At 42.4% G+C, this 24,561-nt stretch carries 23 protein-coding genes; 20 read left to right on the top strand and 3 right to left on the bottom strand.

Annotated features, from left to right (window positions below; all coding sequences use genetic code 11):
• Positions 1 to 51 precede the first annotated feature (51 nt).
• Positions 52 to 1,023: a class II fructose-bisphosphatase gene (gene glpX / locus RCG19_RS07015; RefSeq protein WP_308110239.1), complete on the bottom strand. Its 972-nt coding sequence runs from the start codon at positions 1,021 to 1,023 to the stop codon at positions 52 to 54.
• A gap of 56 nt (positions 1,024 to 1,079) precedes the next feature.
• Complete coding sequence (gene rpiB / locus RCG19_RS07010; RefSeq protein WP_308110237.1) at positions 1,080 to 1,544, bottom strand: ribose 5-phosphate isomerase B; 465 nt, start codon at positions 1,542 to 1,544, stop codon at positions 1,080 to 1,082.
• Positions 1,545 to 1,926: 382 nt separating this feature from the next.
• Here rpiB and RCG19_RS07005 point away from each other — a divergent pair, with 382 nt between their 5' ends.
• The 19 genes from RCG19_RS07005 to RCG19_RS06915 all read left to right on the top strand — a co-directional run bounded on the left by RCG19_RS07005 (position 1,927) and on the right by RCG19_RS06915 (position 21,188).
• Positions 1,927 to 2,754 carry a sugar phosphate isomerase/epimerase family protein gene (locus RCG19_RS07005; protein WP_308110236.1) on the top strand — a complete coding sequence of 276 codons (828 nt, stop codon included), beginning with the start codon at positions 1,927 to 1,929 and terminating at the stop codon, positions 2,752 to 2,754.
• Positions 2,754 to 3,653 carry a sugar phosphate isomerase/epimerase family protein gene (locus RCG19_RS07000; RefSeq protein WP_308110235.1) on the top strand — a complete coding sequence of 300 codons (900 nt, stop codon included), beginning with the start codon at positions 2,754 to 2,756 and terminating at the stop codon, positions 3,651 to 3,653. Before RCG19_RS07005 ends, RCG19_RS07000 begins: the two co-directional genes overlap by 1 nt.
• Before the next feature lie 136 nt (positions 3,654 to 3,789).
• Complete coding sequence (locus RCG19_RS06995) at positions 3,790 to 5,106, top strand: MFS transporter (RefSeq protein WP_308110234.1); 1,317 nt, start codon at positions 3,790 to 3,792, stop codon at positions 5,104 to 5,106.
• A gap of 226 nt (positions 5,107 to 5,332) precedes the next feature.
• Positions 5,333 to 6,364, top strand: coding sequence for a dihydroxyacetone kinase subunit DhaK (locus tag RCG19_RS06990; RefSeq protein ID WP_308110233.1), 1,032 nt, complete (start codon positions 5,333 to 5,335; stop codon positions 6,362 to 6,364).
• Complete coding sequence (gene dhaL, locus RCG19_RS06985; RefSeq protein ID WP_308110232.1) at positions 6,354 to 7,022, top strand: dihydroxyacetone kinase subunit DhaL; 669 nt, start codon at positions 6,354 to 6,356, stop codon at positions 7,020 to 7,022. The genes RCG19_RS06990 and dhaL overlap by 11 nt, the downstream gene beginning before the upstream one ends.
• 90 nt (positions 7,023 to 7,112) lie before the next feature.
• Positions 7,113 to 8,036, top strand: coding sequence for a dihydrodipicolinate synthase family protein (locus RCG19_RS06980; RefSeq protein ID WP_308110231.1), 924 nt, complete (start codon positions 7,113 to 7,115; stop codon positions 8,034 to 8,036).
• Positions 8,037 to 8,111: 75 nt separating this feature from the next.
• Positions 8,112 to 8,924 carry a class I fructose-bisphosphate aldolase gene (locus tag RCG19_RS06975; RefSeq protein WP_308110230.1) on the top strand — a complete coding sequence of 271 codons (813 nt, stop codon included), beginning with the start codon at positions 8,112 to 8,114 and terminating at the stop codon, positions 8,922 to 8,924.
• An 86-nt stretch (positions 8,925 to 9,010) separates the two neighbouring features.
• Positions 9,011 to 9,910, top strand: coding sequence for a sugar phosphate isomerase/epimerase family protein (locus RCG19_RS06970; RefSeq protein WP_308110229.1), 900 nt, complete (start codon positions 9,011 to 9,013; stop codon positions 9,908 to 9,910).
• A 40-nt stretch (positions 9,911 to 9,950) separates the two neighbouring features.
• Positions 9,951 to 10,724 (top strand): triose-phosphate isomerase, encoded by a 774-nt coding sequence (locus RCG19_RS06965; RefSeq protein WP_308110228.1) that lies wholly within the window; start codon positions 9,951 to 9,953, stop codon positions 10,722 to 10,724.
• Between the two features lie 322 nt (positions 10,725 to 11,046).
• Entirely contained in the window at positions 11,047 to 11,820 is a 774-nt protein-coding gene (locus RCG19_RS06960) for a DeoR/GlpR family DNA-binding transcription regulator (RefSeq protein WP_308110227.1), read from the top strand.
• 39 nt (positions 11,821 to 11,859) lie between these two features.
• The gene (locus tag RCG19_RS06955) at positions 11,860 to 12,843 is read left to right on the top strand and encodes a 2-hydroxyacid dehydrogenase (protein WP_308110945.1); all 984 of its coding nucleotides are present in this window, start codon (positions 11,860 to 11,862) and stop codon (positions 12,841 to 12,843) included.
• Positions 12,844 to 13,066: 223 nt separating this feature from the next.
• The gene (locus tag RCG19_RS06950) at positions 13,067 to 13,813 is read left to right on the top strand and encodes an IclR family transcriptional regulator (RefSeq protein WP_308110226.1); all 747 of its coding nucleotides are present in this window, start codon (positions 13,067 to 13,069) and stop codon (positions 13,811 to 13,813) included.
• Between the two features lie 191 nt (positions 13,814 to 14,004).
• Positions 14,005 to 15,333 (top strand): ABC transporter substrate-binding protein, encoded by a 1,329-nt coding sequence (locus RCG19_RS06945; RefSeq protein WP_308110225.1) that lies wholly within the window; start codon positions 14,005 to 14,007, stop codon positions 15,331 to 15,333.
• A 122-nt stretch (positions 15,334 to 15,455) separates the two neighbouring features.
• Positions 15,456 to 16,334, top strand: a complete 879-nt coding sequence (locus RCG19_RS06940; RefSeq protein ID WP_166244067.1) for a carbohydrate ABC transporter permease — start codon at positions 15,456 to 15,458, stop codon at positions 16,332 to 16,334.
• Positions 16,331 to 17,155, top strand: a complete 825-nt coding sequence (locus RCG19_RS06935) for a carbohydrate ABC transporter permease (RefSeq protein ID WP_166244065.1) — start codon at positions 16,331 to 16,333, stop codon at positions 17,153 to 17,155. The genes RCG19_RS06940 and RCG19_RS06935 overlap by 4 nt, the downstream gene beginning before the upstream one ends.
• A 29-nt stretch (positions 17,156 to 17,184) precedes the next feature.
• On the top strand, positions 17,185 to 17,829 hold the full coding sequence (locus RCG19_RS06930; protein ID WP_308110224.1) for a bifunctional 4-hydroxy-2-oxoglutarate aldolase/2-dehydro-3-deoxy-phosphogluconate aldolase: 645 nt from the start codon (positions 17,185 to 17,187) through the stop codon (positions 17,827 to 17,829).
• Positions 17,807 to 18,913: a 2-dehydro-3-deoxygalactonokinase gene (locus tag RCG19_RS06925; RefSeq protein WP_308110223.1), complete on the top strand. Its 1,107-nt coding sequence runs from the start codon at positions 17,807 to 17,809 to the stop codon at positions 18,911 to 18,913. The genes RCG19_RS06930 and RCG19_RS06925 overlap by 23 nt, the downstream gene beginning before the upstream one ends.
• Entirely contained in the window at positions 18,894 to 20,042 is a 1,149-nt protein-coding gene (gene dgoD, locus RCG19_RS06920) for a galactonate dehydratase (RefSeq protein ID WP_308110944.1), read from the top strand. The genes RCG19_RS06925 and dgoD overlap by 20 nt, the downstream gene beginning before the upstream one ends.
• A 345-nt stretch (positions 20,043 to 20,387) precedes the next feature.
• On the top strand, positions 20,388 to 21,188 hold the full coding sequence (locus RCG19_RS06915) for a carbon-nitrogen hydrolase family protein (protein ID WP_308110222.1): 801 nt from the start codon (positions 20,388 to 20,390) through the stop codon (positions 21,186 to 21,188).
• 82 nt (positions 21,189 to 21,270) lie between these two features.
• On the opposite strand, the gene RCG19_RS06910 is transcribed toward RCG19_RS06915, so the two are convergent.
• On the bottom strand, positions 21,271 to 21,438 hold the full coding sequence (locus RCG19_RS06910) for a hypothetical protein (RefSeq protein ID WP_308110221.1): 168 nt from the start codon (positions 21,436 to 21,438) through the stop codon (positions 21,271 to 21,273).
• A gap of 322 nt (positions 21,439 to 21,760) precedes the next feature.
• Here RCG19_RS06910 and RCG19_RS06905 point away from each other — a divergent pair, with 322 nt between their 5' ends.
• Positions 21,761 to 24,430, top strand: coding sequence for an endo-beta-N-acetylglucosaminidase (locus RCG19_RS06905; RefSeq protein WP_308110220.1), 2,670 nt, complete (start codon positions 21,761 to 21,763; stop codon positions 24,428 to 24,430).
• The last annotated feature ends 131 nt before the right edge of the window (positions 24,431 to 24,561 follow it).

The raw sequence follows: 24,561 nt of genomic DNA, 5'->3' as shown, positions 1-24,561 counted from the left end.
GGGTTTTAGGATATGTCCTTCATTGGCATGATGAAGGACATACCCGAGTTCCTAGCGAGTGGTATGAAAAGTGGCATTGACGTATTGTGAATTTTTACTGTCTCCGCCTATCGTAATGAGAGAGTGGGTCATAATGGCCGTGTTCTCTTTTCTCTTTACGCCCTCAAGCAGCAAGCCATCGGTGATTCCGGTTGCGACAAAGAAACAATCTTCGGTCTTGACAATCTCATCTAATGTTAACGGTTTTTCAGGATGTGGAATGCCCATCTGGAGACACCGGTTATATTCAGCTTCATCTTGTGGAAGTAGTATTGCTTGGAAGTCTCCTCCTAAGCATTTTAAGGCGGTGGCTGCAATAACACCTTCTGGGGCACCGCCTGTTCCAACTAATAAATCAACCTCCATCCCATCAATAGCGGTCGCAATTGCACCGGTGATATCGACATCTGAGAATAACTTTATGCTGGCACCGGCAGCAATCACCACATTCATGAGCTCGTTATGTCGCGGCCGATCCTGCATCATAACAGTTAAATCCTTCATGTCCTTACCAAGTGCCTTTGCTACCGCTCTCATGTTATCGATTAATGGTAATTCAATATCGATACAGCCCTTCGCTTTTGGTCCAACCGCAATCTTTTTCATGTACATATCAGGGGCATGTAGTAAACTTCCGCGCTCAGCAACGGCAATAACGGCAAGTGAATTTCCTTGCCCGTTTGCCATTAAGGTTGTTCCTTCGACAGGGTCAACAGCGATATCCACCATGGGGCCGATTCCAGTTCCGAGTTCCTCATTAATGTATAGCATGGGGGCTTCATCCATTTCACCCTCACCGATGACAATTTTGCCCCGCATATCAATCGCGTTCATGAGGGTGCGCATCGCCGCAGTACCCGCGCCATCTGCTTCCATTTTGTTTCCTTTGCCAATCCAAGGAAAGGATGCAATCGCTGCCTGTTGTGTGACTGCGAGAAAATCCATCACCAAGCCCCGTGTGCAGACTTTACTTTTCGTTTGCATAGTGTCATCTCCCTGTATTTATACTTTTACCTTTAGTGACCGAAAGTAAAGTGAGATTAGCAGCATGACCCGTTAAGTAGATATTCCTTTTCTTTATCCATGATTTGATTGATTTTTCTTGAAGAATTACCATCTTGGAAGGAAACGCTTAAGTAGGCTGCAGCCACTTTTTTTGCAAGCTCTACACCAATTACTTTTGCTCCGATGGTCATGATTTGGGCGTTGTTACTAAGTTGGGCGCGTTCTGCAGAAAATACATCATGGCATTGGGCCGAACGGATCCCTGGAACCTTATTGGCTGCAATCGACATGCCAATTCCTGTTCCGCAAAAAAGAATGCCGCGTTCTAGTTTGTTCGTTGTCACGTCAGTTGCTACATGAAATGCCACACCAGGGTAATCGACTTCATCTTCTGAATAACAGCCATAATCGATCACTTCATGCCCTAAACTAGTAATATATAATTTTACTTCCTCCTTCATTTGAAAGGCATTATGATCTGAACCAATTCCAATTTTCATAATTATCACTCCAATTTGTTTGATTATCCATATTTTTTCATTTATTTTCGTTTATGTCAATATTTTTCTTCACAAACGAAAGATAATGAAAGTAAATGATTAACACAGTCCTTTGTTAATTCTCTATTAAATTGTTGTATTATATGAGGGAATCGTCAAAAATAGTTAAACAGTTGAATCATTCCTACGTTTAGAGACTTTTGCTTTCATTTGCTTTCATATAAAATAAAATTTTCAAAAAACAATTGACAAAACAAAAACAAATGATAATATTCTAAATAGAGGAACAACTTGTTTGCCCATTATCATTTGCAAACATTTAATAAGGATTGAAAGATTTCGTAGTTAAGTAGTTGAATAGCGGAAAAGGGGGAAATGGCAAATGACGATTAAATTTGGTTGTCACGGATCGACATGGGTACTTGATTATGATGAAAAAGTCGATTGCTTAGATCATATGCTTGATACGGTTAAGGAAGCTGGATTCAAGGGGATTGATGTTCAGTATGCTTTATTGGGGAAATATAATGCAGCACCTCAAAAACTAAAAGAGAAGCTTGCTCGCATGGATCTTGAGCTAGCGGCAATCACTTTACCATTCAGTTGGGAAAGTGATAAAGAATCGGAAGAAGAGAAGCAACGTGCCGATTATTATATTAACTATTTAAAGCACTTCCCGAATGCAAAGTTAAATTTACCAGCACGAGTAGGACCTAATCGTGATAATCTCGTAAAAAGACAACGAGAGATTATTAGCTGCGTGAATGCTGTTAGTAAACGTGCTGTCGAAAATGGCGTTGTTGCTGTATTCCACCCACATTCTCCAGCAACCTCCTATTTTAGAACAGAAAGTGATTATACCCTTCTTTTTGAAGAATTAGATACACGGTATGTAGCTTACACACCTGATGTCGGTCATATTGCCGCTGGTGGGATGGATCCAGTTGAAGTGGTTAAAAAGTACCTGCCAATTATCAAACATGTTCATTTTAAGGATTGCTCGAAAGACTTCGAGTGGAAGAAGATGGGGACTGGAGATATCGATTTTCCTGCGATTGTTCAATCTTTAGTTGAGTATGGTTATGATGGCTGGATTATGGTCGAAGAAGAAACGGAAGAAACCAAAACAAATGCTGATCAATGTATCTATGATATTAGTAAATATGTGGATGAGAAATTGAAGCCGATTGTTAACGGAGTGAAAATATAATGGGGAACCGAATCATTCCATCCTTGCTCGTTACAGAAGTGTTTTTTCCGGTGAAGGATGAAAAGGGGTTTGCCGCTGGTGTAGTAGAAAATTTGGGGTCTCAAGGATTTTACCGTTCTTTTGAAATCGGTGATGGGTATGATCAAGAGGATCGAAACCGAATTTTACGTGCGAAGGAACAAAATAACTTATCGATCTTGCAGTGGTTAACTTTTTTAACGTATAAGACGGATCTAAATGTTTCGGCGATAGATGCTAGTTTAAGAGGAAAGACCGTCAAGCAGATTAAAGAAAGCTTATATTTGGCAGCAGAGTGCGGCGTTTCAACTGTTGCATTTGTTCCGGGTCCTGACCCAGGCATCCATTTACGCAAACAGGGACTTGAAGCATTTTATGAAAGTCTTTGTGAAATTTGTGAGGAAGCAGCTACGTTTAATATGCATGTATCGATTGAAGCGATGGACCGCGAAGTACACAAAAAACGAGTACTAGGTCCCACAAGTGAAGCTGTTCCGATCATTTCTAAGGTGAAGGAAAAGTTTTCAAATGTTGGGCTCGTATTTGATACAGCCCATGTAGCACTTAATGGCGAGGATATTTTTACCTCATTAGATTTAGCGAAAGCAACAATGGATCGCCTTCATTTTGCAAATGTCGTCTTAGATCCTGAAAGCCCTTTATATGGTGATAACCACATGCCAATAGGTGAACCAGGCTTTTTAACAGTCGAAAAGATGTCGCGTATTTTGCGAAAGGCAGATGAACTTGGCATTCAGGCTGAAAAAGGCTTACCTGTTGCAGTAGAAGTGCAAGGGAGAGACAAGATTGATTATTTTGCAAATGAGCGAACCATTAGAGCTGCATTAGAAAGTGCGATGAACCTTGTCGAAAGTAACTGAGCCTATGTCATTCAGGGGCAAGCAGTATGACTATCCTTTTCTTTACGTGAGATGGGGATAGATTTTTTTACCATTTGTGAAAGCGCTATCTGAGACCTTTACGTTAGAAAAAAATGAGTATATGAGGAGGAAAAACATGAAAACAGAACAGGCGCTTCAGACGGATTTTCCGGTCAAGTCAGCAAAAACGAATAAGAAGTTTCGTTGGACGGTGGTTATTTGGCTATTAATTGGTGGGATCATTAACTACCTGGACCGAACGAATCTTTCGATTGCGGCTCCAGCTATGATTAAAGAATTAGATTTAAATATGACGCATATTGGCCTTTTAGGAACGATCTTTTCTTGGACCTATGCGTGCATGCAGCTTCCTTCGGGCTGGCTCATTGATAAATTTGGAGCGAAGCGGGTTTATTCGATTGCCGTTCTTTGGTGGAGTGTTGCAACCGCTTTAACTGGCGCCTGTAACAAGCTACTTACCTTAGTCGGAGCAAGGTTCTTGCTAGGGGTCGGGGAAGCGCCATGTATGCCATCTAATGCTAAAATTACTGCACAGTGGTTTCCAAAGAGTGAACGTGGACTAGCAACAGGGTTCTGGGATGCGTCCTCAAAAGTGGGTCCTGCCATTGCACCACCTATTCTAGTTGCGATTCAGGTAGCGTTTGGCTGGCGTGCCCTATTCTTCATTACCGGTGGTATTGGTATTATCTTTATCCTTTTATTTATGAAATTCTATAAATCACCTGATCAAAGTAAGCTCCTTTCCAAAGAGGAATATGATTATATCAAAGCCCAAGGCGGCGCAAGCAACGATACCGTTGAATCGACCAATATTAAATGGAGAGAACTATTTAAGTATAGAAGTGTTTGGGGAATGATTCTTGGCTTCTTCTGTACCATTTGGATCTGGAATATTTTCCTTACCTTCTTACCATTATATCTATTAAACACACAAGATATTTCTTTTAAAGAACTTGGTTTTTATGCGGCTGTTCCCTATATTGGCGGGATTGCCGGCAACTTAGGCGGAGGATACATCACAAAGGTGTTAGCGGATAAAGGGATTTGTTCCCCGATTAACGCGAAACGCGGTCTGATTGCAATCAGTGCGATTCTTGCTGCTGCATTTGTCATTATGCTTCCATTTGTACATGGATTAGCGATCACGATTACCTTGATGACGTTAGCACTTGCTGTCGTTTCTGCCATTACGGGCAGTGCGTGGGCATTGGCTGGTGATGTAGCACCCCCTGCTATGGTTGGATCTGTTGGTGCGATTCAAAACTTCGGTGGTTACTTTGGCGGTGCATTTGCCCCATTGGTAACGGGTATCATTTTAGATACAACAGGTTCTTATTCAATCGCCTTTATTTCTGGTGGGATTATCGCTGGTTTTGCAGCCTTCTTCTATTGGTTCATTGTGAAAGATCCAATTAAACCAGCGAAAGCATAGTCTTTAGAATGAACAAGAGGGCTGCTAGTAAGTAGCCTTCTTGTTTCGTTTTTTCCCTTTTTTAAAAAATGATGATGATTTTTGTCGAAATAATGCGGAAAATTTAACCTAATAACAATAATATGAAAATTGACACAATTAAAATAGAAGTTTATGATAGTAAATAACAATAAACACAAACAAATGAAAATACAAGTTTTTCCTTTTATGGAAAGGGGAGTTTACTTTGAAGAAAATTATCAACCAACCTGAATGCGTAGTTGAAGAAACAATTGAAGGTTTCTTGGCAGCATATAAACGTACATATCAAAAAGTTGAAAATGTAAACGGACTCATTCGTCGGAATCGTAAAGATAAAGTAGCGATCGTTACAGGAGGCGGCAGTGGCCATGAACCATTGTTTTTGGGGTTAATTGGTGAAGGACTCGCTGATGGCGTCACATTGGGGAATGTTTTTGCGGCTCCGCCACCAACAAATGTGTTTGAAGTGGCGAAAGCTGTTGACTCTGGTAAAGGTGTTCTCTTTATCTACGGAAATTATTCCGGTGATATATTAAACTTCGGCATGGCAGAAGAACTACTAGAAATGGAAGATATTCAGACTCGTACAGTCCTCGTTACGGATGATGTAGCATCAGCCCCTGTTGAACGCAAAGGAGATCGCAGAGGGATTGCCGGAGACATTTTTGTCGTCAAGATTGCGGGTGCCGCGGCAGAAAGAGGGCTGTCTTTAGAAGAAGTTACCCAGGTGACCCAGAAAGCGAATGATCATACTTTCTCGATTGGTGTTGCCTTGGCTCCTGGGTCCATCCCTGGTGCAACAGAGCTGCCGTACACACTTGGTGATGATGAAATTGAGATTGGCATGGGCATCCATGGAGAACCAGGAATGGAACGTACAAAAATGATGTTTGCCGATGTGTTGACAGATAAGTTGATGGAAACATTGCTTGCTGAAAGCCATATTGAGTCCGGTGATGAAGTGGCTGTATTAGTCAATGGCCTTGGCTCAACGACGTTAATGGAGCTATTAATTGTAAACCGCAGAGTGGCGCAAATGTTAGAAGAAAAAGGGATTAAAGCGTATGACATGGATGTTAATAGCTATTGTACGACACAGGAAATGGCGGGATTCTCTATCACGTTCCTAAAGTTAGATGATGAATTAAAAGATTTATATAATGCACCAGCTGATTCACCGTATTACAAAAAGGGATTGTCATCAACTAGTATCGGAGGCAGCGTTTATGTCAAATAGTACCTATGAAGTCAAGCTAAATGCCGAACAGGTGAAAGATATGTTCCTGTATGTGGGAGAGCAAGTTATCGAGAACAAGCCGTTTTTAACCAAAATTGATAGCGCTATCGGCGATGGAGACCATGGAATCGGCATGTCTGTTGGGTTTAAAAAGGCAGATGAAAACTTAAACAAAAAAGAATTTACCACCATCAATGACGTTTTTAAAACCATTGGAATGTCGATGATTGCGAACATGGGCGGAGCATCCGGTGTTATTTTCGGTACATTGTTTACTGGTGGCGTGAAAGGTCTCAACCCACAGGAGGAATTGACACTGCCATTATTAGGACAAATTCTTGAAGGGGCAGTGAAGTCGATTAAGGAACGTGGGAAGGCTGAATTAGGCGATAAAACGATGATCGATGCACTTGAACCTGCAGCCGCGGGGATCAAACAAAGTATCGAAGCCAATCATAGTTTACTAGAAGGACTTGTTGTGGCTGAGAAATGTGCAGCAGACGGTGTAGAAAAATCAAAGGAATATGTTGCCAAGTTTGGCAGGGCGAAGTCGCTTGGCGAACGAGCGATTGGTCATCAAGATGCCGGGGCAACGACGGTCTGGATTATGTTTAAATCAATGAGAGAATGGGTCGAGAAAGCCGCTGCTCAACAATAAAGCTGGAGTATCATTGATCAATCGAAACCCATGCCCATCAGCCAATGAAGCAAATGGAGTAAAACTTAGTGAGGAACAGGAGGAAATAGGATGACAACCAAAAAACTTCAAGGGGTTATCCCCCCGGTATCAATCATTTTTGACGAACAAGGTGGACTTGATAAAAAAGGAATGGCAACTGTTATTGATTTTTTAATTGATTCGGGTGTGGATGGATTGTTCTTTCTGGGAACAGGTGGCGAGTTCTCGCAAATGTCTGTGGAAGAACGAAAGGAAGTAGCATTGTTTACGACGGAATATGTGGGCGGCAGGGTGCCAGTCCTGATTGGGACGGGAAGCACTAGTACGCGTGAAGTGGTTCTTCTTAGTCAACATGCGGAATCGGTAGGTGTCGATGCGGTTGTCATCATCAATCCATACTATTGGTCATTGACAGAGGAAAATTTATTTGCTCATTACAGTGAGATTGCCAACTCCGTTCACGTACCGATTTACCTTTACAATTTCCCTACCATGTCAGGACAGGATTTGAGTCCGGAATTCGTTCTTAAATTGGTTGATGCACATGAAAATATCGTCGGAATTAAGGAAACGGTTGAAAGTGTGGCACATATTCGCGATATGATTTTAACCGTTAAAGGAAAGCATCCAGATTTTGCTGTGTTCTCCGGTTTTGATGATCATTTCTTACAAACCTTGACACTTGGCGGGGATGGCGTGATTAGTGCTTCCATTAATTTTGCCCCACAACTAGCGCTTGGTGTTTACAAGGCATACAGAGAGAACCGTATCGATGAGGCTGTGGCTTTTCATCAACGCATGGCAATCTTGCCAACCATGTACAAACTCGATTCACCGTTTGTTAGTGTGGTAAAAGAGGCGATGAAATTAACAGGATTGGATATTTCGACACATGTTCTTGCACCGGCTTGTTCGTTACGTACTGAAAAAATCGAGGAGCTTAAAAAGATTCTCGTTCAAGCGGACTTGTTAGAAAGTGCACCAGTTCAATAATGTTTAAAAAAAGATCTCCACCGTGGGATCTTTTTTACAAGATTTTGCTAATTTGACAGGGAAGAGGGGGCTGTTATGTCCAAAGCACGAAGACTGTCACACCTTTTTTCAAATGATGGAAAATCGATTACACTGGCGCTGGATGGATACTATTTTTCTACCAAAACAGCCGGTATTGATCAAACCATGGCTATTATGCCACAGCTGATTGAAAACGGACTTGATGCCGTGATTGTTACATATGGTATGGCGAAACTGTATGCAGAGGCATTTGCCGGCGCGGGTTTAGTGGTGCGTGCTGACATCTCTACCAGTGTATACGATGCACGGATTCCTCGGACAACAGAGCTTCTCTCGGTTGAAGATGCGTTAAAGCTTGGAGCGGATAGTGTGATTTCGATGACTTTCCCTGGAGCAGCTGATGAAGCGGCCTCACACAAAATGGCCTGGGATCTTGCCAAGGCAGCGGATCACTGGAATGTTCCATATATGTGTGAAACCCTGCCGTATAGCTACCATGTGACAAGTCCGGAATCGAATCAAATCGAAACGATTGCTATGGCTGCAAGGATTGGGACAGAGCTAGGCGCAGATATTATTAAAACAAGATTAACCGGGGAACCAGAAGATCGGAGAATCATTGAAGCGGCCAAACGTCCTGTCCTCGTGTTGGGGGGGCCAAAAACGGAAACCATTCTAGACTACTTTACATATGTGAAGCATTGCATGGATGTGGGGGCCAAGGGTGTGGCTGTTGGTCGGAATATTACACTTGACGAAAATCCCATTGGTGTCGTTGCTGGGTTAAATACCATCATTCACCGCAACGGGACAGCGGAAGAGGCCTATCAATGCTATCAAAATAGCCTGGCACTACTCGAAGCTTAAGGTTCAGGCCGCATGGTTGGTGGTAGCTGCTTAAAGACCTGCCCAGGAAGAAGTAATTGAATCAATCAGTAAAGGAGAAATGTAGAATGAGTACACAGTTTATTCCTTCCCTACTTGTACCTGAAATCTATTTTCCTGTTCATCATGAAAAAGGTTTTACGGTCAATTTACTTGAAAAAATGGCAGCTGACGGATTCTATCGTTCGTTTGAAATTGCCGATGGGCAAGATCAACAGGAGCGCAAACGCATCTTGGCTTTAAAGGAACAATACCATTTTCAACTAACACAATGGTTAACCTTTTTAATAGATAAAAACAAACTTGATGTTTCGTCAGTTGATTCGCAACTTCGCTCAGAGTCCGTTCGCCAGATCAAGGAAAACATCTATTTAGCTGCAGAATGCGGGGCGAGCAATATTGCCTTTGTCCCTGGGCCAGACCCTGGCCCGGAACGGCGGCTAGAGGCAATGGAAGGTTTTTACCATGCCTTGTGTGATATTTGTGAAGAAGCCGCTAAATATCAGATGAATGTTTTAGTCGAACATCTTGATCGCTTTGCCCATAAAAAACGTCTGATAGGGCCGATGAAAGATACGGTCGAATTACTTTCACGGGTGGCGGAGAAACACGATAACATTGGTTTAGCCTTTGATACGGCGCATGCTGCATTAAATAAGGAAGGCATTGCCGAGGCGTTAGAGCTAGCTAAAGTCGAGATTCACCAGATTCATTTTTCCAATGCAGTGGTTGATCCAACTAATAATTTATATGGGGATTTCCATATGCCAATTGGAGAGCCTGGTTTCTTAACGATTGAGAAGATAAGTGATATATTACGAAAGGCTGATGAACTCAGTCTCCAATCCGAGCGTGGTTTACGGGTGGCTGTAGAAGTGCGGGGAACGGATAAAGACAATTACCAAGCGAATGAAAAAACGGTACGGTCGATTTTAGAAAAAGCATTGGGTTTAGTAGCTAGTAGATAATGTGAGGTTACTAGGAGAATGGATGAAAGAGGATGCTGATATGAACAAGATTTGGATCGGGACCAATTGGAAGATGACAAAGACAATCGCAGAAGGAGTCGCGTTCACAAAAGAGCTGCGGTCCATTTCAGAAGCGATTCCCTCTTCTATACAATTATTTATCATTCCTTCCCACACCGCCCTTGTTCCGATTAAGGAGCTAACGACGGAAACCGACATGTATTTAGGGGCACAAAACATGCACTGGGAAGATAGCGGCGCTTATACGGGTGAGATTTCCCCACGGATGTTAGCTGAAATTGGCATTGATTTGATTGAGTTGGGCCATTCGGAACGCAGGCAATATTTTAATGAAACGGACGTGGCCATTAATAAAAAGGTCCATGCTGCCTTAAACTATTCTATTAAACCACTGATTTGTATTGGTGAAAACTTGGATCAAAAGGAGCAGCTGATTTCGAAGGAAACATTGGCGGCACAGCTTAAAGTTTGCTTACAGGGCCTATCAAAGGAAATGGCTAAGGAGATTCTAATTGCTTATGAACCTGTCTGGGCAATAGGAGATCAGGGGGTTCCGGCTGATGCTGCTTACGTTGCAGACATCCATCATTTTCTTCGGAGTACCTTGGTAGAGCTGTTTGAGGAAGTTGGCTTGACTATTCCACTCTTGTATGGCGGGAGTGTTAATCAAGAAAATTTCCTTGAATATAGTAAACTTGAAAATGTTAATGGCTTATTTATTGGGAGGGCAGCTTGGGATATTGAGAGTTTTCAAAAAATCCTTTACACGCTTGAGGCGAAATTAGGTGTGTAGAATGTATACATGAGTTCCTTTATGGAATATCCCCTCCATTGTAGATAGACTAGGAAGATTCTACTCTATCTACAATGGAGGGGATTTTTTTAGCGGCTTGTTATGTTTCTCTCTGTTTGCTTTAGTATTTATTCAATCACTGCGTTGAAGTAACGAAAAACAATACAAAGTGAAAATATCTTTAATGAAAAGGAAAAGGATATTTTATCATTTCTGAACCTTTTACAGGACTTTTTATCTAGAAACTTATATAATAGGAGTACTAATATTATTTCGGGAGAATGTTTGAGGAATTAACGAAAGGAAATGAAAGGGTGATAAGATGTTCGCCGATCAACGGAGAAAACTAATAATTGAAATGCTGACAGAAAAAGGCACGGTCAATGTAAATGATTTGACTGATTTGCTTAAGATTTCTGCAGCTACGATCAGGTCTGATTTAAATCAAATGGAGAAACAAGGCCTCCTTATCCGCACACATGGCGGGGCGATGCTTAAAGGAGATGAACCGGATCCAATCGATAAAACGTATGAGAATCGGGGAAAGAAATTCCACGCGGAAAAACAACGAATCGGCTATAGCGCACTAAAGTATATTCAACAAGGCCAGTGTATCCTTTTAGACGCAAGTACGACCTGTTTTGAGCTTGCCAAGTATTTAAGTGAAACGAAAATGAGACTTACGGTCGTTACCAGTGGTATAGCTACAGCAGCATTGTTAAAGGAAAATCCAAATTTAACCGTCATTATTATTGGTGGTATTGTCCGCCATTCTTCTAATTCAGTGGAAGGACTGCTCGGGGAAGAGCTTTTAAGAAAAATTAATATTGATCTGCTTTTCACGTCAGCATATGCATTTAATACACGGGATGGATTATCCGATTTTAGTTTTTATGAAGTGGAATTAAAACGGACCATGGTATCTGTAGCTAATAAAGTCATTGTTTTACTAGATCATAGTAAAATAGATAAAAGCTCAAGTGCGACATTCGCACGCCCGAATGAGATTGATACATTTATTACAGATCAACAGGTTACAGAAGAAATAAGAAATTACTTTGCTGATAACCAGATCAATTTAGAAATTGCCGAATAGGAATCAGTGTCAAATGGAGGAATTTGGGGGTGAACCATGATGAAACCAAAAGTCTTTATTGCTAAACCTATTCCAATAGAAGTGGAGGAATACATCGCACACTATTGCGAGTATAAGATATGGAATAAACAGGAGCCAATCCCAATGGAGGTTCTTTTGAAGGAAGCAGCGGAAGTGGAAGGGCTGATGACATCAAAAGGCGCCATTAATAGGGAGTTTTTAAACCATGCTCCCCATTTGAAAATTGTTAGCAAATTTGGAGTTGGCTATGATAACTTTGATACCGCTGCTATGAAACAATGCGGGGTAGTAGGCACACATACCCCCTTTGTCCTAGATGAAACGGTGGCGGACTTGGCCTTTGGGTTAATTCTTTCTGCTGCCAGAAGAATCCCGGAATTAAATAATGTAGTAAAGGACAAAAGGTGGGAAAAGCCATTTACTGACTCCTTCATTTTTGGTCAAGATGTGCACCATGCCACAATAGGGATTATTGGCATGGGACGGGTCGGTGAAAAGATTGCCAGGAGAGCTGCGCTGGGATTTGAAATGAATGTTTTGTATAACAGTCCAAGGAGAAAGTATGCGCTAGAGGAAAAGTATGGAATTCAATATTGTGAACTGAACCCTTTATTAGAGGGCTCAGATTTTGTGTTACTGATGCTTCCATTGAATGAATCTACCTATCATTTTATGGGAGAAGAGCAGTTTCATAGGATGAAATCAACGGCCATTTTTATTAATTGTGCTAGAGGGCAGGTCGTTGATGAAAAAGCTCTTATTCGTGCATTAAAAGAAGGCAAAATTTATGGAGCGGGTCTGGATGTGTATGAAGCAGAACCTATTGAAATGGATAATCCGCTTCTGAACATGGCCAATGTTGTCACATTGCCGCATATTGGCTCTGCTACAGAAAAAACACGATTTGATATGGCCATGGTTGCTGCTAAGAACCTAGTAGCAGGTGTTACAGGACAAGTGCCAGAACATGTAGTCCCAGAATTACAAAGTCTAGTAAAATGATAAACAAGAAAGGAGAGGCTTTGAGGCTTCTCCTTATTTGCCTTTGAGGAAATTTTCCTTCGTCACCATAATCCATTTCCAGTGTGACGTGACACAATGGGTAGGAATTAATGTCTAAATATTAAAATAAATTGTTGCAAGAAAAGTAGGTGTATTGTATGATTTAGTTAAAGAATCACATATATGATTTTGCATCACATATGTGATTTGGGGAGGTAGTAAGATGTCGGTGAAATCAGCAGAGCGGGTATTGAAGGTATTTGATTTACTTGCCCAGCATCCAGTTGGATTAACGATAAAGGAAATTAGCGAAATCCTTTCCTTTCCTCAAAGCAGTACTTCAGGCTTGGTTGAAACGCTTTATAAAAACAGCTACCTGACCGTAGATCATTTTCGGAAATATAAGCTAGGGCCCAAGTTAATCCAGCTTGGCGGTGCGGCAAAGGATGCATTTGACCTTTCTGCGCAAGGGTACCCTTTTCTGGAAAGATTAATGGAAACGGTTCAGGAAACGGTATTTATGGCCACTCTTGAACAATCTGAATTGGTGTATGTAGCAAAAATAAATAGTAATCGCTCCATACGAACCACGGCAGAGCCTGGAAAAAGTAAACCGCTGTACTGTACGGGTTTAGGCAAAGCATTTTTAACTTTTCTTCCTGAAAATAAGAAAAGAGAAATTTTAGGTCAATTACGACTTGAACCGATCACGCAAAAGACCATTACGAAAAAGGAGGACCTTCTGCAGCAATTAGACATGTTTGCGAAACAGGGTTACTCAATTGACGATGAAGAGAATGAAGAAGGCCTCTATTGTCTTGCGGCTCCTGTTTATGGAGTAGACCAGACCATTCAGGCAGCCATTAGCGTAGCAGGACCGAAAGAACGAATGCTTAAACAGAAGGAAATGGTTATCGATAAACTGCTCGCTGCCGCGATGAACATATCATGCAGCATTGGATACAGATAAATAAAATCGTCTTTATCAAATTTGGTTAAATGAATGGGTCATTATATGGTTTTGTAAACCATTTAAAATAAGTATGATAGCGCAGAATTCCATATTTTAAGAGATTTATGAAACCAAATTTTTTTTGCCATATAATGAAAACGCTATCACTTTTTGTAATTATTTTTATTTTTAGAAAGAGAGGGAAGAAAATGAGAAATAGTTTCGTAGGGTTTAAAAAGGCAGCTGGTTATCTTGCATTAGCTGTAGGGATTAGTTCCGCGCTTGCAGGCTGTAGTGGCGGGTCTGATACCTCAACAGGATCTAAATCATCAGATAAAACGGAGAAAAAGGTACAAGAGATTCGCGTGGTGGCCGCTAACCATCCATGGACAGAATCGATTAAAAAGGAATTACCTGAATTCGAGAAAGAGACAGGAATTAAGGTTAAGATTGATAGCTACTTTGAGGATCAACTGACACAAAAAACATCCGTCGAGTTTGCTTCTAATTCAAAGGGTATCGATGTTGTTATGTTCCGTCCGCTACAAGACGGGAAAATGTACCAACAGAGTGGATACTTCGCAGATATGACTGACTATGTCACAAAAGATAAAGACTATACAGCTGACTTTATTCCTTCTTCCCTTGGAAGTGTCAAAGAGGGAGATAAGTTTTATGGACTGCCTCTTGTAACTGAAACACAGGTTTTATACTATCGTAAGGATCTGTTGGAGAAGGCTGGAATTGAAGTTCCGAAAACACTTGAGGAACTTGAGAAAGCAGCAAAGAAATTAAATGATCCTGATAATGGGGTATCTGGTTTTGTTTCCCGTGGTAAGCGGGCTGCAGCTGTTACTCAGTTCTCTAGCTACTTGTATGCTTTTGGCGGTGACTTCATGAAGGATGGCAAGTCCACCATTACTTCCCCAGAAGCGCTTGAAGCGTTTAATTACTACGGCAACATGCTAAATAAATATGGCCCTAAAGGGACGTTAAACATGAGCTGGCCTGAAGCGATGGCTGTGTTTACCCAAGGAAAAGCAGCATTCTATACAGATGCTTCATCCCTATTTACTAACGCGACGGATGCTTCTAAATCACAGGTAGCCGATAAAGTTGGTTTTGCCCCATTCCCAGCGGGTCCAAACGGAGCGAAGCCTTATAATGTTACTTCTTGGGCGCTTGGAGTCGGAGCTAACTCTGAAAAGAAAGATGCAGCATGGGAATTCATTAAGTGGGCAGAAAGTAAAGAAATGGTTCTAAAGCTGCAAGCGGATGGAAATCCTGGTGCACGTATTTCTGTCTGGAACTCTCCAGAAGGAATAGCAAAATTCCCGAAAGATCTAGCAGAAGCGATTGCAGCGAATGGCGGCGATAAAGGTGTCCCTTACGACCGACCAGTTATTGTGAATGTAGGAGCTGCACGTGACGTGATTGGTGATGTTATCCTTGCCGGAATTGAAGGAAAAGATGTGAAAGCAGCTGCAGAAAAAGCAGATGGAGAATTCCAAAAGATTCTTGACAGCGAGAAAAAATAAAACCGATAACACCTAATTCGAAACGGCTTTCGGTTAGCAATCTGGGGTGGAATTTCTGGATGCTCGCTTGGAGGCCGTTTTTTTTAAAAGGCGAGTATCATTGAGTAAGGAGGAGCAGAAGAATGTCAAATTGGATTGATCGTAACATCAAGTGGGTTTTTACCATGCCTGCTGTAATCTTTGTAGGACTCATGATGGTTATGCCTGTTGGATACACCTTTTGGCTCAGTTTTCATGACTGGAATATGTCGAATATTACCCCGCCGTTATGGGTAGCATTGCAAAATTACCTCGATTTATTTCATGATGAGCTTTTTATCAAATCATTGAAGCTAATGTTTTATTTTACCATTGTAGCGGTAGCAGTTGAAACGGTGTTAGGTGTGGGACTAGCTGTCCTAATGAACCAAAATATTGTTGGCAAAGGGCTCGTCAAAACATTGTTCCTATTGCCAATGGTAGCAACACCGGTTGCAGTAGGTTTAATCTGGGTGCTCATCTACGAACCTAATATCGGGATTGCCAATGTGTTCTTGGAAAAATTAGGACTCCCAGGTCAGGAATGGTTAACGTCACAGAATCTTGTTATGCCTTCGTTAATTTTTATTGACGTGTGGGAATGGACGCCAATGATTGCGTTAATCGTGCTGGCGGGTCTCGTATCACTGCCAAAGGATCCATATGAGGCAGCGATGATTGATGGCGCCAATACATGGCAATCTTTTTCAAAAATTACCCTGCCTTTATTGAAGCCGACGCTTTATTCGGCTGTCCTGCTAAGAATGATTGATGCCTTGAAAACGTTCGATATTATTTATGCGACCACACAAGGCGGACCAGGTACCTCTTCACAGACGATTAATATTTACGGGTATGTTTTGGGCTTTCAATATTTTAAAATTGGTCAGGCATCTGCCTTACTGATGATATTTTTCATTATTGTCCTATCCATTAGTATATTTACGATTCTTTTACGGAACAGAGCGGGGGTAAACCTATGAGTGGAAAAAAACCAAAACCAGTTAAAGTCATCTTGACTCATGTTGGTGTCTACTTATCCCTGTTTTTGTTTTTGCTCCCTTTCCTTTGGATGCTCCTTGCGTCATTTAAAACGCAAGTACAAATACTGGATACATCAAAGCTATTTGAAATTACGGCAAGTTTTAAAAACTATGTAAGTGTTTTTAATGAATATTCTTTTCTTACCTTTATTTGGAACAGCTTTATCGTTGGGGTTGGAGCGACGATCTTTGGGCTCATCCTGGGATTACCCGCCGCCTATGCCATTGCGAAATACAAGCAGCAGGGGCTTGGGCTGTTAATCCTAGTTGCGAGGATTGTCCCGGGTATTTCCTTCCTTATTCCCTGGTTTATCATTTTCTCAAAATTAAACTTAATCGATACGTATACATCCCTTATTCTCAGTCATATGCTTGTCACCATGCCGTTTATTATCTGGGTCATGATCCCGTTTTTTGAGGGTCTGCCGCATGAGCTGGAAGAATCCGCTCGTGTGGATGGCTGTTCCATCCCGTCTGCCTTTGTAAGAGTTATGCTTCCCATATCAGGGCCGGGAATTGTAACCTCATCGATCTTAGCGTTTATTTTCTCCTGGAATAACTTCATGTTTTCCTTGATTCTTGCCGGTGATAAAACAAAGACATTGCCGATTGCCGTCTTTAATTTTATTTCCTACTCAGATATAAACTGGGGAGGACTGATGGCTGCTTCCGTGATCATCACCGCACCGGTTCTTATTTTGGCACTCTTTGCCCAAAAGTATATTATTGCGGGACTAACGGGAGGCAGTGTAAAAGGCTAAATCACTACCACAATGGGAGATGAAGTGAAATGTGCACCGCGGCATTAGAGGAAATAAAGAGGGCGAAGCTCGTGGCCATTATTCGTAGCCAATCTTCTGAGGGGCTAGAAAATACGGTTAGAAGTCTTTATCAAGGAGGGATCCGGGCGGTAGAAATCACGTTGAATACCCCCGGAGCTTTTACCGGAATTGAACGGATGAAACAAAAGTTTCCTGAACTGCTGATTGGGGCCGGGACTGTACTAGATTCGGAGTCTGCTAGACTGGCGATTGCATCAGGTGCAAGCTTCCTGCTCACCCCGACTTTAAAAAAGGAAACGATTGAAACCGCCAGGTACTATCAGGTGCCGATTATCCCTGGGGTCATGACCCCGACAGAGGTGTTAACGGCCTATGAATATGGGGCTAAAATGGTCAAGATCTTCCCGATTCGTCCGCTTGGTCCTAAATATTTAACGGACCTAAAGGGACCCTTGCCGTTTGTGGAAACAATGGCTGTTGGTGGTGTCTCTTTAGAGAATGCAGATGTTTTTTTAAAGGCAGGGGCGCATTGCTTAGGAATTGGCAGTTCGCTTGTGGATGACAAGCTCGTACAACATGGTGATTTTACAGAAATTGAAAGACGGGCAGCTCGTTTCGTAGAGATTGTCCATGAAGTCCAATCACCAAATTGAATCGATGAGAAAAGCGGTGGTGAATGTGAAAGTAATCCTGATTGATTCTGGAACGACTAACTCCAGACTTAGACTATATGACAAAACAACGAGTAGGGTCCTTGATACCGAAAAAATACGAGTAGGTGTAAGGGACACAGCTATTTCAGGCAGCAATCACAACCTGAAAATTGAATTAAAGCAGGGACTGGAACGACTATTAGCTAAACATCAATTAACCTCTTCAGATATAGCGTATATTGCAGCATCCGGAATGATTACGTCCAATTTAGGCCTTTATGAAGTCCCGCATATTCCAAGTCCTGCGGGATTAGAAGAGTTTGCCAAGTGCTCAAAAGTGACCCGGCTGGAGGAATTCTTGGATATCCCTTGTGTCTTTATTCCGGGGATGAAAAATAGGATTGATCCAACGGATACGAAGGATTTGGTTGCGTGTATTAACGAATTTGATGTGATGCGCGGCGAGGAAGTTGAATCCTTTGGCTTGCTGAAACAGTTTGATGTGACGGGCAAGGGGATGATTGTTCTGCCTGGTTCACATACCAAATTTGTTGCTGTAGATGAGCGCAGGGATTTGTTATATTGTCTATCGACACTAGGAGGCGAAACACTAAGTGCCCTCCAGAAGGAAACCATTCTTTCTAATTCCTTGGGTTCAGGTCTGATTAAAAGCGTTGATCAGAGGATGCTGGAAGGTGGGTTCGAGGCGGCAAAACGGCATGGCGTAACAAGAAGTTTTTATCATATTCGCTTATTGGATTTATTTACGGATTTGGATGCGAATCAGCGGGCGAATTATTATGCCGGATCGGTCATCTATAGTGATCTTCAGGCTCTTTCTCAATCGCGGGATGGAATGGATGAAATCGAATGGATGATTGTCGGGGGTTCAGATCCCTTACGAAAGGCCTTTACCCATTTGTTACGGTATATGAATAAGAACTGGGCCATTATGGAAGCGCTGGATCAGCAGGTGGAGGATTCTCTTGTCTTTGGGGCAACGGAGATTTTAGCCAATTGTCAGGATTTATTTTTAAAAAATGATGTAAAAGGGAGTGCGTATGATGAAAATTCGCAGCTATGAGCTTTTCCAGGTTCCACCGCGCTGGTTATTTTTAAAAATAGAAACCGATGAAGGCATCATTGGCTGGGGCGAACCGGTCATTGAAGGAAGGGCTTCGACGGTTAAAGCTTGTGTGGAAGAATTAATGGAATATTTAATTGGTAAGGATCCCTTACGAATCGAAGATCATTGGAACATGTTATATCGCTCCGGATTTTATCGCGGCGGCCCGATTTTGATGAGTGCGATTGCTGGAATTGACCAGGCCCTTTGGGATATTAAAGGAAAATATTTTCATGCGCCTGTCTATCAGTTGCTTGGTGGCGCCTGCCGGGATTCGATTAAAGTGTATTCTTGGATTGGCGGCGACCGGCCATCTGATGTGGGAGAAGCGGCTAAAAAAATAGTCGATGCGGGCTTCACGGCTGTCAAAATGAATGGAACGGAAGAACTGCAATATATTGATTCCTATGAAAAGATTGATCAGGTAGTAGAACGAATTGCAGCGGTTCGGGAGGCGGCTGGGCAATACGTAGGAATTGGGATTGATTTTCATGGGCGGGTCCATAAACCAATGGCGAAGATTCTTGCGAAGGAATTGGAGCAGTTCCGCCCGATGTTTATTGAAGAGCCGGTACTGGCTGAAAATAATGAAGCCTTACGAGAAATTGCGCAGCATACATCGATTCCGATTGCTACAGGAGAGCGGATGTTTTCACGCTGGGACTTCAAATCGGTGCTGGCCAATGGCTATGTCGATATCATTCAGCCGGATGTATCCCATGCGGGCGGCATTACCGAATGCAAGAAAATCGCCACAATGGCTGAAGCCTATGATGTCGCGCTGGCACCGCATTGTCCGCTTGGTCCAATCGCACTCGCGGCCTGTTTGCAAGTAGATGCGACGGCCCATAATGCCTTTATTCAAGAGCAAAGTTTAGGGATCCATTACAACCAAGGCAGCGACCTGCTCGATTATATCGTCGATAAATCCGTATTTGAATATAAAGACGGCTATGTCAGCATCCCGCAAGGCCCAGGCCTAGGCATTGAAATCAATGAAGAATATGTAAGAAAACAAGCAGAAGTCAGTCACAACTGGAAGAATCCAGTTTGGCGCCACAAGGATGGCAGTATAGCGGAATGGTGAAGCAGGGGACGGTTCTTGCGGAATGAAATGAGTGAATTGGGATATTGCGCAAGTGCGACGTCTTCGATGAAGACCGTTTTGTGGGAATCCCTTTGGAGTTTTGGTCTTCATCGACAGGATGAAGGCCATTTTGCATGTAATCGATGAGCAATTTGGTCTTCATTAACATGATGAAGACCTTTCCGTTGTTTTCTATTTGAGATTTGGCATTCCTTGTTACGCCTCGTTTTATGCCAGCTGTAATTTTTAGAATAGTAGGAATTAATTAGTGTGAATGATAAATAATAGACTATAATATAATAGAAGAAAAATACTAAACTAGTTTACTATCCAGGAGGTATTTTGATGAGAGTAGCCATTGCACAGTTATCCACAAGTGTTGATAAATTTGCTAATTTAGAGAAAGCCATAGAATACATTTCGAAAGCGAAAGGGTTGGGCGCGGATTTTGTCATCTTACCTGAATTTTTTATGGCACTGGCTACCCCAAAGTCTGGTGTCTTACCTGTTGATGTGGCGGAGCCCTTGGATGGCCCGTTTGTTACCGGGCTAATGGAGGCTGCCCGCCAAAATGAAATTTATGTGGTTTGCGGTTTATATGAATCCAAACCAGATGATCAAAAACGTGCGTATAACACCACCGTCCTTATTAATCGTTCAGGACAGCTCGTCCATTCTTATCGTAAGACACATTTATACGATGCTTTTAGTTATCATGAATCTGATACGATTATTCCGGGTGATAACCAGTATAAAATAGTAGAAACCGAGTTTGGAAAAATCGGATTAATGGTATGTTACGAATTACGATTCCCAGAAATTGCGAGGCAATTTGCGCTTCAAGAGGCAGATATTCTGGTTGTTCCTGCCGGATGGGTGGCAGGGCCGATGAAAGAGGACCATTGGCAAACGCTTATTCGAGCACGAGCGATTGAAAACACCCTGTTTGTCTGCGGTGCAAACCTAGTGGGCGATATTTTTACCGGACGCAGTGTGATTGTCGATCCAATGGGTGTCATTCAAGCTAGTGGAGGCGAAGAAGAAACGTTAATTTTGTCCGATATTGACCTTGATCGCATTCAACGAGTAAGGGGAAAACTTCCTAGTGTCAAAAATCGCAAGCCTGAATTTTATCCGACAATTTGATAGAACCCTCGTAAGGCACAGCTAGTTTCTTTCGCTAGTTGTGCCTTTTTACGTGCAATTCTCTGTTTGTACTGCTTCTCAACTAATTTTGTTTACGTAGATTCAACATCATCATTACTTTATCCATGCCAGCTGCTAGCCCTATCCCAACCGTATATCGAATCAGATCCACAAGTAGAAACCCTTTGCCAAGAATCAATGCCCCCATCATATTACTGCTATTTTCTATCATCTTCATAAGCCTTTTCAATCATTTTTTTCATCCAATCCATGACACATGCTGTTCTCAAGCTAGAAGTTCCCTACGACACAAACAGTTGAGCACTTAAAGCGTAAGAACCGTTCCCTGCCTCCCTTTTCACTGGATTAATTATAGAAACAATGGAAAAACCATATTACCTTTTTCCAGCTCATTGACGGGGCATTTGAGTCAGAATATTGTAGGAGGAAGCAGGTTGATAGAATATTTAAAAAAATGAAAGCGTTATCCGACTTTGGAGAGAGGTAAGGGTTTCAGAAGCTCGCTGTAAAAAGCTTCACGATAAAAATAATAGAATGGGGAGAGTTGGAAAATGATTGATTGGAAGAAAAGCCAGTGGCTGATGGCTGCCTTTTTCGGCATGTGTTTCATCCTATTATGGCCGAATGCAAGCTTTGCAAAACAACCGGAATCATCTTACTGGTATCCCGAACAACTAGTAAACTGGACTCCAGAGAAGGATCCAAGCGCTGTGTTTAACCGCAGCCAGATTCCACTAGCCAAACGGGAGGTGTTATACAAGGTCAATGACCATGCCCAATCTGATGCAAAGTTAGTGGCGTTGTCTGCCCTAAACCCTACGACGAGCGGTGTGCCATCGCAAGGCGGGAAGGATTTCTATGCCAACACCTTTAGTTATTGGCAATATGTTGACCTGATGGTGTATTGGGCAGGTTCCGCTGGTGAAGGTATTATTGTCCCGCCAAGTGCAGACGTGATTGATAATGCCCATAAAAACGGCGTACCGATCTTAGGCAACGTTTTCTTCCCTCCTACTGTTTATGGCGGGAAGGCTGAATGGGTCAACCAAATGCTAGCACAGCGGGAGGATGGAACCTTTCCTGCAGCAGACAAGCTGTTAGAAGTGGCAAACTATTATGGGTTTGATGGCTGGTTTATTAACCAAGAAACTGAAGGTGGAAACGCCCAGACGGCTGTCAAAATGCAAGAATTCCTTGGATATCTTCAAAAACATAAACAGCAAGATATGCACATCATGTGGTACGACTCGATGACGAAGGATGGGCGTATCAATTGGCAAAATGCGCTAAATGATAAAAATAGCAGCTTTTTTCAGGACGGCAGCAAACGGGTTTCTGACAGCATGTTTTTAAACTTCTGGTGGCAGGACCAGCAGTCTTCCGCCACTAAAGCCAAGGAACTCGGCAGAAGTCCATATGACGTGTTTACCGGGATTGATGTGGAGGCGAATGGAACAAGTACATCTATTCCTTGGCAGGGAATCTTCCCTGAAGGCAAAGCGCCTGTCACATCTTTAGGAATTTATCGTCCAGACTGGGCCTTTAAAACAGCTGAAACGATGGAACAGTTTTATCAAAAGGAAAATGAATTCTGGATTGGGAAGTCCGGAAATCCTGCAGTATCAACTGATAACGGTACGTGGAAGGGAATGGCACATTATTTCACTGCCAAAACGGCAATCGAGGAACTGCCTTTTGTCACTCATTTTAATACAGGCAGTGGCACGTTTTTTGCCGTCGATGGAAACGTAGTAAGTGACCAGTCCTGGAATAATCGCAGTCTGCAGGATCTTCTGCCAACCTGGCGCTGGTTAAAAGAAGGCGGGCAAGCTGTTAACGTGGACTTTGATTGGGAAACAGCTTATGACGGCGGAAGCTCATTGAAGCTTTCTGGTGCTGTTGATGCTAACAATCCTACGCATATTAAGCTTTATAAAACCAATCTGCCGATTCAAAAGGATACGGAAATTTCACTGACATACAAAACCGATTTGAAAAAGCCAAACATGAAACTTGGAGTAAGCTTTACTGACAATCCGGATCAATTTGTCTTCTTTGATGTGAGAAAACAAAGTCATCAACAATGGATAACCGATTCGTTTAAGTTGAAAAAATACAGTGATAAACATATCGCAGCCATCTCGCTTTTGATAGATAGTGATCAAATGGTGAAGGATTTTACGACAAACATTGGCGAAATCAAGGTTTTTAACAAACAAGAGAAACACAATGCGGTCCATGCCCCGAAGCAAGGAAAGGTAAGTAAGGTTGATTTTACCAAAGGAATCTATGCGGATGTCGCACTTGCATGGGAGCCGTCTGATTCCGATGTGAGTCATTATGAAATTTACCGGACGCTGCCAAACCATACAAAAGAGTTTGTCGGCGCTACACCTAACCATGTTTATTCCCTTTCTAATCTAAAGCGGAATGGGAAGGAGAGCAGTACCAAATTAGAAATTGTTGCGGTGAACAAAGAATTCAAACGAAGCGAGAGTGCAGCCGTCACGTTCGAATGGCCGCCATATCCAAAACCGGAAGCAGATTTCCGTGCGGATAAAACGGTAGCGGCACCGGGGGAGAAGATTCAATTTTTCAATGCTTCATCAGAAGTAACGGAACAAGTGGAATGGCATTTTGAGGGTGGCTCACCGGCTGTCAGTAATGAGAAAGATCCATTTGTTACCTATGAAAAAGAAGGCACTTACCCTGTTACGTTGATTGCCAAAAATAGCGAGGGTGAAAGTGTTCTAACAAAAGAAGCGTTGATTACCATTTCTGCAGCCGCTAAGGATATTAAAAATGTTGCGTTGAATAAGATCGCCATTGCGAGCGGACAGTGTGCTCCGAGTGAAGCGGCAAAATATGCCTTTGACGGGAACGTTAAAAGTAAATGGTGCGCCTTAGGAGATGCCCCTCATTGGCTAAAGGTCGATCTTGGCGATCAATATGCCATTGCAAAATTCGTTGTTCACCATGCCCAAGCCGGCGGAGAGCCGGGAGCCTTTAATACTCAAGCATTTAGAATTGAAGTGAGTATCGACGGAGAAAACTGGACAGAAGCTGTGAAAGTGACGGACAATACGGCAGCTGTTTCGGAACACAGCATTACCTTAACAAAGGCACGCTATGTCCGCTTATGGACGGATAAGCCAACACAGGGCGGCGACCAAGCCGCAAGAATCTATGAATTCGAAGTCCATGGATTTCCAACTCCATAGAAGAATGAAAATTTGGGTACGTCCCCCACTGCCGCAGTGGGAGACTACCCTTTTTTTGGCCAATCAATGGATTAATTTAATATCCACTGTAATATCTTTATGACTTGCCGGGATTCTATTGCTACTTTTGG

The organism is Neobacillus sp. OS1-2 (assembly GCF_030915505.1).
Lineage (GTDB): Bacteria > Bacillota > Bacilli > Bacillales > Cytobacillaceae > Neobacillus.
Note: the sequence above shows the minus strand (reverse complement) of the source record. Positions and strands in the feature narration are given on the sequence as shown.